At 28.1% G+C, this 14,502-nt stretch carries 10 protein-coding genes, 2 pseudogenes and 1 other annotated feature; of the genes and pseudogenes, 5 read left to right on the top strand and 7 right to left on the bottom strand.

Annotated elements, in window-relative coordinates; all coding sequences use genetic code 11:
• Positions 1–180: 180 nt before the first annotated feature.
• Positions 181–466 (top strand) — a binding site (T-box leader).
• Between the two features lie 151 nt (positions 467–617).
• The 3 genes and pseudogenes from ACI48Q_RS02275 (at position 618) to pdxR (ending at position 6,119) form a co-directional block, all read left to right on the top strand.
• Positions 618–2,303: pseudogene (locus tag ACI48Q_RS02275) on the top strand (glutamine--tRNA ligase/YqeY domain fusion protein).
• 1,811 nt (positions 2,304–4,114) lie between these two features.
• Positions 4,115–4,330: a hypothetical protein gene (locus ACI48Q_RS02270; RefSeq protein WP_474917419.1), complete on the top strand. Its 216-nt coding sequence runs from the start codon at positions 4,115–4,117 to the stop codon at positions 4,328–4,330.
• Between the two features lie 271 nt (positions 4,331–4,601).
• Positions 4,602–6,119 (top strand): MocR-like pyridoxine biosynthesis transcription factor PdxR, encoded by a 1,518-nt coding sequence (gene pdxR / locus ACI48Q_RS02265; protein ID WP_474917418.1) that lies wholly within the window; start codon positions 4,602–4,604, stop codon positions 6,117–6,119.
• 83 nt (positions 6,120–6,202) lie between these two features.
• Here the strand turns inward: pdxR and ACI48Q_RS02260 are convergent, their stop codons facing one another.
• Positions 6,203–6,733 carry an ECF transporter S component gene (locus tag ACI48Q_RS02260; protein ID WP_474917417.1) on the bottom strand — a complete coding sequence of 177 codons (531 nt, stop codon included), beginning with the start codon at positions 6,731–6,733 and terminating at the stop codon, positions 6,203–6,205.
• 178 nt (positions 6,734–6,911) lie between these two features.
• On the opposite strand from ACI48Q_RS02260, the gene ACI48Q_RS02255 reads away from it, so the two are divergent.
• Entirely contained in the window at positions 6,912–7,616 is a 705-nt protein-coding gene (locus tag ACI48Q_RS02255) for a phosphatase PAP2 family protein (protein WP_474917416.1), read from the top strand.
• 79 nt (positions 7,617–7,695) lie between these two features.
• Here the strand turns inward: ACI48Q_RS02255 and ACI48Q_RS02250 are convergent, their stop codons facing one another.
• From ACI48Q_RS02250 to ACI48Q_RS02235, 4 genes are all read right to left on the bottom strand, one after another.
• A complete protein-coding gene (locus tag ACI48Q_RS02250; RefSeq protein ID WP_474917415.1) occupies positions 7,696–8,241 on the bottom strand; it encodes a hypothetical protein in 546 nt (181 codons plus the stop codon).
• Between the two features lie 215 nt (positions 8,242–8,456).
• Positions 8,457–9,182, bottom strand: coding sequence for a DUF4358 domain-containing protein (locus ACI48Q_RS02245; protein WP_474917414.1), 726 nt, complete (start codon positions 9,180–9,182; stop codon positions 8,457–8,459).
• Positions 9,183–9,218: 36 nt separating this feature from the next.
• Positions 9,219–9,875, bottom strand: a complete 657-nt coding sequence (locus ACI48Q_RS02240; RefSeq protein WP_474917413.1) for a hypothetical protein — start codon at positions 9,873–9,875, stop codon at positions 9,219–9,221.
• Positions 9,859–10,401, bottom strand: a complete 543-nt coding sequence (locus ACI48Q_RS02235; RefSeq protein ID WP_474917412.1) for a sigma-70 family RNA polymerase sigma factor — start codon at positions 10,399–10,401, stop codon at positions 9,859–9,861. Before ACI48Q_RS02235 ends, ACI48Q_RS02240 begins: the two co-directional genes overlap by 17 nt.
• A gap of 256 nt (positions 10,402–10,657) precedes the next feature.
• On the opposite strand from ACI48Q_RS02235, the pseudogene ACI48Q_RS02230 reads away from it, so the two are divergent.
• Positions 10,658–11,185: pseudogene (locus tag ACI48Q_RS02230) on the top strand (undecaprenyl phosphate translocase family protein).
• Between the two features lie 424 nt (positions 11,186–11,609).
• Here the strand turns inward: ACI48Q_RS02230 and ACI48Q_RS02225 are convergent.
• A complete protein-coding gene (locus ACI48Q_RS02225; protein WP_474917411.1) occupies positions 11,610–13,322 on the bottom strand; it encodes a methyl-accepting chemotaxis protein in 1,713 nt (570 codons plus the stop codon).
• Positions 13,323–13,634: 312 nt separating this feature from the next.
• Complete coding sequence (locus ACI48Q_RS02220; protein WP_474917410.1) at positions 13,635–14,498, bottom strand: NAD(P)/FAD-dependent oxidoreductase; 864 nt, start codon at positions 14,496–14,498, stop codon at positions 13,635–13,637.
• Positions 14,499–14,502: the final 4 nt, after the last annotated feature.

Here is a 14,502-nt window from a genome sequence, read left to right as displayed (position 1 = left end):
GAAAATAGTTTGTAATCAGTGCTATATAGTTCATTATCAATTCTATATTAACACAGAGCCTTATAAATAATACACTATTACATATGGCTCCAGCTTCTATCAAATATAAATTTTACGAATATTCCAATATTGACATCACATTTTTTATGTTATAAAATATACTAAATTAATAAAACAATTTTTATAGCGATGATGAGGAGAGTAAATATTATTTTTCTTTTACAGAGAGCCTAAGTAGCTGAAAATAGGCAAAGAAGATTTTATTGAAACAAGCCTCTGAGCTTCATACCAAATCTTTTGTTTACAAAAGGGGAGGCTATGACAGGAGCTCCTGTTACAGAGCTAAGGTATACGCAGTACTACTATATGAATTTTAAAATTAAGCTGCCGTACCTGATAAGGTTAATATGGTAACATATTAATAAACTGGGGTGGCACCACGAATGTAATAATTCTCGTCCCCAAGGCAATTAAGTCTTGGAGGTGAGAGTTTTTTTATGTAATTTTTTATCTTTCCTATTGTAAAATACTTAAACTAAATTATCAATATTATAAAATTTAGGATATTAGATTTTATATTGATAAGTGCTTGCACTTAATAAAAGGAGGATTTATAGATGTGTCACTTAGATAATAATGTTACTGATGATATAATTATCTCAAATTTTATTCATAAAGTTATAGATGAGGATATAATAAATAAGGTGTACTCAAGAAGCATATGCACTCGTTTTCCACCTGAACCTAATGGATATCTTCACATTGGAAGTGCCTATGCCATTAATATAAGTTATGGTATTTCTACTAAGTACGGTGGTAAATTTAATCTTCGTTTTGATGATACTAATCCACTTAAAGAAGATATTGAATATGTGAAGTCTATTATTGAGGATATGAGATGGATGGGGTTTGACCCTGAAGACAGAATTTATTATGGTTCTGACTACTCAGATAAAATTTATGAGTATGCCATTCAATTAATTAAAAAAGGAAAAGCATATGTATGTGATTTAAGTCCTGATGAAATCAGAGGATATAGAGGTACTTTAACTGAACCTGGTAAAAATAGTCCCTATAGAGATAGAACTATAGAAGAAAATTTAGATTTATTTATTAGAATGAAAAACGGTGAATTTCCGGCAGCCTCCAAAGTGCTAAGAGCAAAGATTGATATGGCTTCTCCTAATATAAACTTTAGAGATCCTGTTATCTACAGAATACAATTTGCTCATCATTATAGGACTGGAGATAAGTGGTGCATATACCCTATGTATGACTTCGCTCACCCTCTCCAAGATGCCATAGAAGGAGTAACTCATTCTCTTTGTTCTTCAGAATTTAAAGACCACAGACCTCTTTACGAATGGTTCTTAAATGAAGTTGATATAAGTGAGCCTCCAAAACAAAGAGAATTTGGACGATTAAATTTAACAGGGGTTGTTACTTCAAAACGTTATTTAAAACAATTAGTTTTGGGAAATTATGTAGATGGATGAGATGATCCTAGACTTCCTACCTTAAAAGGGCTTCGTCGTAGAGGTATTACTCCTAAAAGCATAAAACACTTTTTATCTGAAATTGGAGTTCCTAAGAATGATAGTACAGTAGATATATCAATGCTTGAGAATAGCTTACGCCAAGATTTAAAAACTAAAGTAAATTGTGTTATGGGAGTTTTGAATCCTCTAAAAGTGACTATTACCAATTATAATGATGAAGTTGAATTTTTAGAAATTGAAAATAATAGCGAAAATGAATCCTTAGGAAAAAGATTAGTCTCTTTTACTAAAACCCTTTATATTGAAAAAGAGGATTTCATGGAAGAACCAATTAAAGGATTTCATAGGCTATCACCTGGTAAAGAAGTTCGTTTGAAAGGTGCTTATTTTATCAAATGTGATGAGATTATAAAAGATGAAACTACCGGAGAAATCCTAGAACTTCTTTGCACCTATGACCCTGAAACTAAAAGTGGCTCTGGCTTTACTGGAAGAAAAGTTAAAGGAACTATTCATTGGGTATCTGCCTCTTATGGAATTCCTGCTGAAGTTCATATTTATAATCCTTTAGTGTTAGATGAAGAATTATTAAAAGATTCCTCTAAAGGCTGGGGTGAAAAAATAAACCCCAATTCACTAATAAAGCTTTCTAATTGTATAGTAGAACCTTGTCTAAAAGATGCACCTATAGAAAGTAAATATCAATTTATTAGGCATGGCTATTTCTGTGTAGATAAAAAATATACTACTGATGAAAAGCTTGTATTTAATAGAACTGTGGCTTTAAAGTCAAGTTTTAAATAGAAGATAAAGTTAAATATATTATTAAACCTAAATTATTCATAAAAACATGATATATATGACTTAATAAAATATATCCTATAGAGTAGACAATCTAAAAATATCTACTCTATAGGATATTTTATGTACAATTAATTAAATTCTATTAGGTCTTAAAAATCTACTTCTTTCAGATTTCACCTCTAGTTGGATACCCTTGTCTTAAGCTTTACACTTACCACTTCTATATGCTTTATGGACCTCACTTTTGCTTTAAGATTACATCCATTTTGAGCGTACTTATACAAAAAGTGGATTTCTCAAATCTACTTTTTATAAGTATGTATCAAAATTTATTTTGATACATTTCTTTAAATATTTTACTTGAGGCCTTGCCAATCTGAAGGCATTCCTGAATATATTCTTGAAGGCACATAATATGACATTGTTCCAGGTATATATGGGTATCCTGGATCAGAATCCATTGTACAATCAGATACGTAGCAATAAATATTATGATCAAGAACTATCACTTGTTCACTACAACCACATGTGAACAAAGTGCCATTACCTTGATAGTTTCGAGCGCTAACTTTAACAAACGAACCATTAGAATTAGGACGGTGATATTGTCCATACAAATCACAATTTCTCTCCACAGCTTTTGTATTTAGTGGAAATTGCATGATAGATATAAAAGTTAGCAATAGTGATAGACATAAAATACTAAGAGATTTTTTCATAAAAAAGACCCCTTTCTATAAAATATTTTGTTTATATCTTGATATTAAATGAATTTATATAATTTATCAACATTAATTACATAATTTTACTTAGGTATTTATATAAAGTTCTATAAAAATAATTCTAATTATAGCATTATTCTAAACTTGTATATTCTTTATTCCCTTCTCAGGTTACAATTTTATAATATAAAAAACAATCATTGAGACAAGAATATACATCTAACTCCTTTATATAAGTATGTTTATTTTTGGTATATTTTCATTTAACATGAAGTTCTAATCTATAAACTATGGCTAGTATAATATCGCTCTCTAAAATACACTTACAAATATAGTTAGTAAAATATCCAGAATCTAATACTACGTGTTTAGCATAAAATTCAAGTTTTCCCAGTTGTCTTTCTAGTCTACTTATGCAAGAATCAACATCATTTATATTTCTAGATTTTATAATTATATTTGTTATTATATTATGGTTACTATCTACATTTCTATGATCAAAGTAAAAAATTTAGGTTTATTATCTCTAATCATATACCTACTTTCAGTATATATAATACTAGTCTTTATAGATTTTTTCTTAACTAGAATCCGTTTTTTAATAGCTGTTTCCTGTGATTTAAGCAATCTTTTTCAACATACTTGCCAAATCTGAAATATGAACTTTTATTGATTACTCTATCTGCTTATCTTCAACCTTTCTCTCATTATCTTTAGCTTTTAAATGTGTAGAGTCAGAATAAAATTTTATAAAATCTAGTTCACCATTATCATTTTTCAATACATACTCATATACTACATATATAAAACATTTAAAAATAACTGATCAGTATATAAATTTACTTTTTTATATGACTACCATTGAATTTTATAGCATTTAAGTTGTAATTTTAATTAATACTTATGACAATAAATCACGTTATTGTATGCTTATTCCTTCACTATAGAGAGGTGTCCTATGGATTATTGTAAAACCTTACCCAAGTTCAAGCACTTGTAATAGCTAATCAAAACGAATACCTAGAAGGAAATAATGAAATATGAAACACCCTTTATCAATTTAACCAACACTGTGCTGAGGTGAATAATATGAATGATTGTATGAATGATTGTATAAACCTAACTCCTCAACAAATTTCTATTCTTGCGAGTATAATTGCTGTAGCATTATCAAAAGACAAAACTGTGCTTCAGTTAAATATATTAGGTAATATTATAGTTGCAGTAGGTAGCTTACTTTTAACTATTGCAGCACAACAAGATTGCTTGGAATCATTATTTGATAATGAAACTACTGGGAAATAAAGTTTATTGAACATATTAAAATAGTTCTAAATAATTAAAAAGAGTTTCCAAAAATATTTTAGGAAACTCTTTTTTAATCTTCATAAATCTTAACTTAATTTCAATACATAAGTTGTAATTAAATCTCTACATCATGTAAGTATTATTCCAATGCATATATCTTTACAAAAAAAAATTATTAATATACAATAATTGTAACGATACAATTAAACATTATCTTAATTTTGCTAACTATATTATTGCCTATAAATTTGTGAAAGGATTTGTTTTTATGAATAATATATCGATACAATTAAATAGAGAAATTTCTACTCCACTATATTTACAAATTGTAGATTCTTTTAAAAATTTAATAATTAATCATATCTTGATTAAAGGAGATAAGCTTCCTCCTATCAGAATTTTAGCAAATAAATTAAGTGTAAATACCGTTACTATTATAAATGCATATAAGGAATTGGAAAACTTTGGATATGTTAAAGGAGTTAAAGGAAGCGGTTATTATGTCTGTGATTTATCTATAATCAATGGTTTTCAAGATGATAGCAATGTTTCCTCAATGCCACTAATAGATGATAACTATGAAAACAATCTTGTTCCATCTAGCTTATCTTCAGGGCAGCTAGAAATATCTATAAATAGTATTAATTTTGGAAGTGTTACCCCTGATCCTTCTATCTTTCCTATAGAGCCTTTTAAAGATGTACTTAATGAAGTTCTTGATAGAGATAAAGGCTTTGCCTTTGGTTATCAGGAGAGCAATGGATATGCTCCCCTTCGAGAATCTCTAGCAAGCTTTACAAATTCATTGACCAAATCTAATATTACCGCTGAACATATTCAGATTGTTTCAGGTGCACAACAAGGTATTGATATTGTGGGTAAGACATTACTTAATCCTAGTGACTATGTTATAACAGAAAATCCTACCTATACTGGGGCTGTATCTGTATTTAAATCTAGAGGAGCTAAAATTGTAGGGATTCCTATGGAACAAGACGGTATGAACTTAGCTTTATTAGAAAAATACATTCAGGCCTACAAGCCTAAATTAATATACGTAATGACTAAATATCAAAATCCCACTACTCTATGTTATTCCATAGATAAAATGAAAGGATTGCTAGATTTATCTGAGAAATACAATGTATATCTAGTCGAGGATGATTCATTATCAGGACTTTCTTTCGACAATAATAAACATCATACTACATTAAAATCCTTAGATATAGAAAATAAAAATGTTATATATATAAAAAGTTTTTCAAAACTTCTAATGCCTGGTCTAAGAATTGGTTTCTTAGCATGCCCTAAAGTCCTTTCTGGAGAGATATTGCAAGCCAAACACAATACTGATATATCTTCTTCTGGTCTTATTCAGAGGTCTTTAGATTTATACTTTAGAAATGGTAATTGGGAAAACCACATAAACTATATGAAATCTATATACAAGAAAAAATATGACTGTATGCTTGAAAAATTATTACAATTTAAAAAATATGGGATAGATTTTGTAGATCCTATGGGTGGATTGAACTTTTGGATTACTTTGCCTAAAACTTTATCTTCTAATGAACTCTATGAAGAATGTTTAAAAAGAGATGTAATTGTGGTCCCTGGAAAAATGTTTTTTGTCCATGGTAAACATAGTGGTGATAATACCTTAAGATTAAGTTATGCAGCCACTAATGAAAAACAGATAGAAGAGGGCTTAAAAATTTTTGAAGATGTTATAATAAAGCTTTCACACAAAAACCATGATAAAAAGTATATGAGCCCAATTTTATAACATAGCTTTTAAATAGATGTTTGTTTTAGAACTGTATATTATTAAAACACAGCCTATAATATAGAAAAGATATACCATATACATTATTTTGTATATGATATATCTTCTTTTATACCTCTCTCTAATATCTTAACAATTAAAGGAATAAACATAAGTTGTATTATAATACCCCAAATAGCTGTTACAAAGGCTCCCATGATAAATATGTTTAAGGTATACTTTCCACCTATTAAGCTGCTTAATACATAGCTTGCTATACCAGAAACTCCTCTTCCTAATAACATGGCTATTATTAAAGATATTATTGAGGACATTTTTTTATTTTTATATAAAAACCCACTAACAAGCCCATAAGTTGCAAGTTCTAAACTCATAGAAATAGCTGCTGGATATATTGGTGGCATCCCTGTTAATACTGAACTGAGAATAGGAGTTATAATTCCGATTATTAGGCCATACTGGGGGCCAAGAATAAACCCGCATAATAACACTGGTATATGCATTGGTAAGAAAATTTTCCCTGATACTCCAGTTATATGAAAGATATAAGGCAGTAATAATCCCAGCGCCAAGAAGAGTCCTGATATAATAGTTTTTCTTGTATTATTTCTCATTTTCAATCCTCCAATTATAATAATATACATATGAATTATTATAAGCTTTTAAGGATTTTATTTCCATATATATTTTTCTATAATTATTTACATCAAAATAATAAATTTCTATTTATTCATTATTGTATTACCTGTATAATATGTAATATGCTTACTATTAAAGTACGAAGGTGATTATATGAAACCATTTACAAATAAATGTAACTTTAAAACATTAGCTCCTTATCTATGGATATTTTCTTTAGTTGTAACCAGTTTGCTTTATTTCTTAATAAACAACGCTCCTCATTCCAAAATTTATTCAGTTTATACTAATTTAGATGACCTAATCCCATTTATTAGCGTATTTATTATTCCTTATATGCTATACATGCCTTATATTATATTTAGTTTATTTTTTCTATGTTATAAATCTAGAGATAAATATTATATTACCTTAGCTACTCTGCTTATAGCAAATTTTATATGTTTATTCATTTACCTATTTTTCCAAACAGAAGTTCCAAGACCAAATATCCTGCAGAATGATTTTCTATCTACTATGGTTAAGTATATGTATCTCAGTGATAAACCTTTAAACTGTTTTCCTAGTATTCATGTAGCTGCCACTTTTTCAATTATAAAGGGATTAAATAAATCTAAAAGTATTAATCCTAGTCATAAAATTCTATTTAATATTTTAGGATGGCTTATTATCTTATCTACTCAATTTGTAAAACAACACGTAATCATGGATTTATTTGCTTCTTTATTATTGGTACAATTTTTATATACCATAGTAAATTACATTTACTATAACTCTAGTATTGTTAAAAATTATCTATCTTCAAAATGTTTTTTAAAAATATTTTCTAAAAAAAAATATTCTGAAGATAAAATATAAAATTTATTTTATTATCATCCAAATAAAATAGCACTACCACATAATCCTATAGCTTATGTGGTGGTGCTATTTTCAAAGTTTATTTTTTTAACTCATAATCATCAGGATACCCTAATTCTTTGCTCAATCTTTTGCTTAAAGGTGCTATGATACTCTCAAGTTCTTTACTAGCATCTTTATCCTTTGGATTTCTATAAAGCTTTTCTAATACTGGATAAAAGGTTTTTATATCCTCTTTAGTTATTAAATCTTCTACTTTTTTATCCTTAACTGCTGGGTCTACTTGACCTGTTTCTGGAGATACATATGGTGGAAATGTCAAGGTATTTTTCATATACCATAAAGTCTCTTTTAGTTTTGGATTATGTAAATAATAAGATGTCATATTATAAAACTCTGACATTGAATTGAAATTATAAGATAAATTTCTTATGCAATTCTCAACGGTTTCCACTTCTAAAAAGTTTATTCCATCCATAGCAGTTTTTATCTTACTTCTAAATAAATCATCCACATATTCTTGCTTAACTTGTGGTAAATCTTTAACCTGCAAATACTGAATGCCATTAAATATCAAAGACAATATAAGAACAAAAGTAATAATTGAACTTTTCTTAATTTTCATGCTTCCTCCTAAAATTAAATCATATATTAATATATAAATTGTAATAATACTACTTTAATTAATATAACTCTATAATTGAATTACATATTAAATTTATAATTATTTATTCCAATCATATATCTATATATTTTATCATAAGGAAAGATTAACAACAATTGATAATTTTTAAATTCTCTTCTAATATCACAATCTACTAAATACCCTTTTATATTTCCTTATTTAAATAGATTATTAAAGTTGCTAACTATTGTGTCTGCTGATTCATCTATAACAAACAATACATAGTTGTCTTTAACTACTATTTTATTGTTTTTAACCAATTCATATTGTTGTGCTAGATATTGTTTCCAAACATCATCTAAATATTTAAGCCTTTTATTTATTCCAGCTTTAACTTTATCTATATCTTTAGGATCATTTACTTTAAACACAGCACATTCACTAGCATGTACAATCATCATCGGTGCTATAACCTTGTAGTTTTCTAATATTCCGGTATCAATCCCATATTGATCTGCAAAAAAATCACCTTCCATAGATATTTGATTTGGACCTTCAATTCCTGCTGTTATTTTATTTATAACCTCTTCTGCTGATAAATTTATACTTGGTTTCTCTTCTGGCTTCTCTTCTGGTTTTATTTCAGGCTTCGTTTCGGGTTTTGTTTCAGATTTTGTTTCAGGCTTAGAAGTTGATGTATTTGGCTTTATTTCAGGCTTTTCAACTGGCTTATCTTCTTCCTTATCTTCTGATTTAATTTCTTTTGGAGTCTCTGTATTCTCCTCTTTCTCACTCTCTCCCTTATCATCAACTACATTGTCCTCAACTTTTGAACTTTTTTCTTTATTTGCTGCACTATCATTATTTTTCTTTTCGTTACATCCTACAATAGTAATAGAAAATGCTAATACAATAATTAGTGCTAATATCTTTTTTTTCATAATTAATCCCCCTTGTGTAATATGCTGTAATATTGATTACTTTAATAAAAACATTCCATCTTTCTCTTCAAGATAAACTTTATGTGAACCCACAGGTTCTTTTTTATTAATTTTATATATCTGAATTGTTAATGTAATTTTTTTAGGTACAGTTTTATTTTGTTCATATTTCCAATTAATTAACTTTGATGTTATCTTTTTTTGCCCTTGTATCATAATCGTTTCTTTTAATTCTTCATCTATTAATCCTTCATTAGAAGATATCTTAATTAAAACTTCATCTTCTCCATAGTATTGTATGGTTAAAGGCTGCATTAAAAATTCATCTTGATTATAATGGGCATCTAAAAAAATTTCTAACATTCCCCAATCATCTTCATAGGTAATACTTCTATTCTCTATTCCCCTCATACTCCCTCTCTCTTTAGAAATAGATGGCTGTTGTGTACTATACGTTGAAGGAGTAATGAGCTGTACATCTGCCTTATTATTTACTTTACCAGTCATAAAAACACAAATAAACATAATTATAGAAACCATACACACTTTTCTAAATTTATGTTTATATTTGTCTTTCATTTCTCTTTTCTCAAGCTTACATGCTTTTAGGGTTTCTTCTTTGAGGTTATGATTTACTTTTATTTGGGATAATTGATTTTTATTATGTTCTCTGTAATTATCCTCGGCTCCCATGATCAAACCATTCCTCCTCTACCAATCTATTTTTTATCATATTTCTTCCACGAAAAAGTCTATTTTTTATGGTATCTTCCTTAATTTTTAATATATTTCCTATTTCTTTAATTGAATATCCATGATAATAATATAATATTAATATATCTTTATATTTTTGCGGTAATGCTTTTATAATCTCATTTATAAATCCATTATTCATTCCCTTAATTATATCTTCTTCAATAGTATAACTTTCTTCCTTAATTGTATCACCAAAAAATAATATTCTTCTTACCCAAGATGTCTTCAAAAAATCCTTACAGGTGTTAATTGCAATTCTAATTACCCAGGTTTTCTCTGTAGCTGTTCCTCTGAAGTTTTCTATATTTTTATATACCTTAATAAATGTTTCTTGAAATGCATCCTCTGCCATCTCCTTATTTTGAAGATAGGTATAGCATACTCTTAAAACATCATCACCACATTCATCAATTAAATTTTCTATTTGTGTATCAATATCCTTTGGAGTAATTTGCGCGCTCATTCTAAATCCTCCTTATAATAATTAGACGATTAAAACTTTTATAAGGTATGAAGAATTTATTAAAATTTATACTTTATTCAAATTTTTTGTTAACTATTCTGTTGAATTTGAACATATAATTAGATTATTTTCAACTTAAAGTGAAGTTTACTTAAAAATGCTTTCATATAGTGTTATAGGGATATTGAGGATATTAGCTATGGGATAAATACTATGATGTACTAAATCTCATAAACTTATAAGATGAGGTGTTTTTATGTATATTTTAAATTTCTTTAGAGGATTTTTAATAGCACTGGCTGACAGTGTTCCTGGCGTATCTGGTTGAACTATAGCCTTTATTATGGGATTCTATGATGAGTTGATAAACTCCCTAAATAGTTTAACATCTGCAAAGAATAAAGAGGAGCGAAAAGAAGGTATTTTATTTTTAATTAAATTAGGCATTGGATGGGTAGTTAGATTCTCTATAGCTATATTGGCTTTATCTGTTATTTTCGAACGTGAAATTTATAAAATTAGCTCTTTATTTGTAGGATTTATAGTCTTCTCTATTCCGTTAATAATAATACAAGAAAAAAGTGTTGTATATAATAAATATAAAAACTTGATATTTACTATAATTGGATTAATGTTAGGTTCAATTTATGCTATCTTTATGGGACCTACAACTCTTGATATTCCTAAATCTCCTATGAATTTTGAGAGTTTTAGCTTTATATATTTTGCTTTAGGTGGAGTATTAATTGTAGGTTTACAGAAAATCAAAGATATGACATCTTAACTTATGTTATTTTTGATTTAGGCTTTGTTTTAAACGAGTGTTGATTTTAGAACTATATATTATTGCGAAGCAAACCATTTGCAGGAAGATTAGATTTACTTAGGCTATATGAAAGTGAAAAGCGTTAAGAAATACAACTTGTTCGAGAGAATCGAGTTGTTGTATTTTAACTTTTTACTTGAATAGAGCCTTAGTAAATCAAGCTTTCGAAACGGTTTGCAAGTAATAATATATAGTTCATTATCAACACTATATTAAAACAAAGCCTTGATTTAAAATGAAATGTTTAAATATTAGTAATAAGCTATATACCTAAATTTTCTTATGGAAAATTATGATGGCTCTGTTTTAATTTATTGTTGATTTATAATTGCATATTATTGCTAATCAAACTATATTAAAACAGAGCCTTAAAATTTAAATTTTAAATTTTAAAGGTTTCAATCATACTATTTAACTTTTCAGCTAATTCTGCCTGATTTTTTGTAGAGCTAACCACTTCTTCCACTGCTATAGTTGTCTCTTCCATACTAACTAAAATCTCCTCAGAACTTGCTGAATTCTCCTCTGCTGTGGCTGATATAGTTTGAATTGCTCCCCCAACCTGTTCTGTTGTTTGAGACATAATTTCTGCAGCTGCCGCAACCTCTTTTGCCATACCACTTAATAAATCTGCATCTTTTTCATAATTAATAGCTGTTTCAATTAATAAATCATTATTGCCACTAACATTATCATCAATAAATCTTAATACATCTTGAGCATTAATAGATAGTCTATTAAAGGCACCTTGAATACTATTAATAACTTGTTGTATGTTATTTACAGCGGTGGATGATTCCTCCGCTAATTTTCTAACCTCATCTGCTACCACTGCAAAGCCTTTACCATGCTCTCCTGCTCTAGCAGCTTCTATACTAGCATTTAATGCTAATAAATTAGTTTGCTCTGTAATGTTTCCTATGGTTTCAGCCATTATTCTAATTTCATCTACAACCTTAGCATCCTCAATAGCTTCTATAATATTCTTTTGTTTCTCCTTATAAATATTTTTGGCTTCTTCTACAGCATTCAAACCTCTGCTTTTTACCTCTAGTGCATGTTTTTTAATATCCTCAGCGGTTTTATTTCCCTCCTCAGCCTTTCTAGCAAGCTCCATGGTAGTTGTAATTATTTCTTCTGATGCCGCATTAACTTCCTCTGATGTAGCACTTAAATTCTCTCCACCAGCAGCTATCTGCTTTGTAGACTCGTTGATAGATTCCATTTTATAAGATATTTCTTCTGTAATAGCATTTAATTCTTCACTAGATACAGTTATATTCTCAGAACTTTCCTTTATATTACCTATTAGAGATTTTACATTATTCATTGCATCATTTAATGAATTTATAGCCTGTCCGATTTCATCTGTTGTATCACATTGAATAGTATATGTTAAGTCTCCCTGTCCTAAAGCTTTAGATAATTTTAGAATATTCTTTAGTTTGTTAGATACAAATCTTGATGCTATTATAGCTAATAATATAGATACTATTATAATGAAAATAATTATAATATTCATTTGAAAAATAGTTTTTTTAAAGGTGACATCGCTTGTCTTATAACTTTGTTCAGCATTTACCAAAGCCTGATCTATATTTTCATCAAGTATTTCTAACATGTTTTCTCTAATTTCTGACCCTTTGTTTACAGTATTTCTACTACTATTATAATCGCCTTTTGAAATATAATTTATTGTTTCAATACAATATGTTGTGTACTCATTAAATAATGTTTCAAATTGACTAAATATAAAATCATCTTCACTATTTCCATCAATACTCTTATATTTTTTTATTATTTCTTTACTCTCATTAATTAATCCATCTATTTTATCTTTACTACTAGAAACACTACTTGCATTTTCCAGATTACTAACATTTAAAAATTCGGCTCTTAAGTTCAATAGTTTCTGTTTTATATCATATAAATATATTGTCTCTTTCATATCCACTTCATAAATTTTTACAAGATCCTTATTAATTCTCTCCATGTTTGAAGCCGCAATTAATCCTAAAGTAAACGCCATAACTATAACAACAGCAAAACATAAAATTAATTTTTTACCGATTTTTAAATTTCTAAAATGTTTCATATAATACTCCCCTTGCCAATTTATTTATAATCTCTCCATATGAGATTACTTAACCCAATTATATAATATTTGAATATTACAATTTATATATATCATATTCTATAATGTACTTAAATACAATATATGAAAATATTAGGTTATGTTTTAAATAATTGTTTGTTTTATAATTTTATATTATTCTCCTTAAATTATTTCTAAAAATTTATTTACTAAGAATCACTTGATAGTAAAAATATTATGTCATTATCAAAGCTATATTAAAACAAATCATGATATTAAAAACTCATGGTTTTTATCCCATGAGTTTCAGTATTACTTCCTCTTATTATCTATATAGGAAACTGCATTTAATGCTGCCACTAGTCCTTCACCAGCAGATTTTATATATTGATATGGTCTTCCCACACAATCTCCTGCTGCATATAGTCCTTTAATATTAGTTTCCATCTTCCTATTGACGGATATATGATCATTTTCTACTACCAATCCTGGCACAAGCTGACCTGGAGATAGAGAATCCTTAAGTATAAATACACCATCTGTGACTATTTCTCTATCCTCTAAAATAACTTTTTCAACTAAATCTTTTCCTACAATCTCTTTAGGTCTACTTTTAATTACCTCAATAGAAGATCTTAGAGCATATGGACCTGGATGCATAGGAATAAAATATAATTTATTGACTAATTCACTTACAAAATTAGCCTCTTCCTCTGACTCCTTATTGTATCCAATAATAGCAACAGTTTTTCCTTTATATAGTGGTGCGTCGCAAGTGGCACAATATCCTACCCCTTTTCCTAAGAATTCTACTTCCCCTGGTAGTGGCTTTGAAAATTCTACTCCTGTTGCTAGTATCACTACTGTCGCTTCGTAAGTTTTATCATTTTCCATAAGAGTAAAATATTCTCCCATCGCATAAACATTGTTTATTCTTTCATAGATCATATTTATTTTCATAGCATCAATATGTTCTTGAAATTTATTTTTTAATTCCTCACCGCTAATATTATGAAATCCTAAATAATTATCAATTTTAGGAGCTTTAACTATCTTATTGCTTAGTAATTTTTGTCCAAACACAACTACATTCTTATTTCTTATTTTTCCATTTATAGCTGCTGAAAGTCCTGCCGGCCCAGAACCTATTACAGCTATATCATATCTATCAAACATGTTA

This window comes from Clostridium sp. LXY-7, from assembly GCF_056172015.1.
This window is presented reverse-complemented; position numbering and strand designations above follow the sequence as displayed.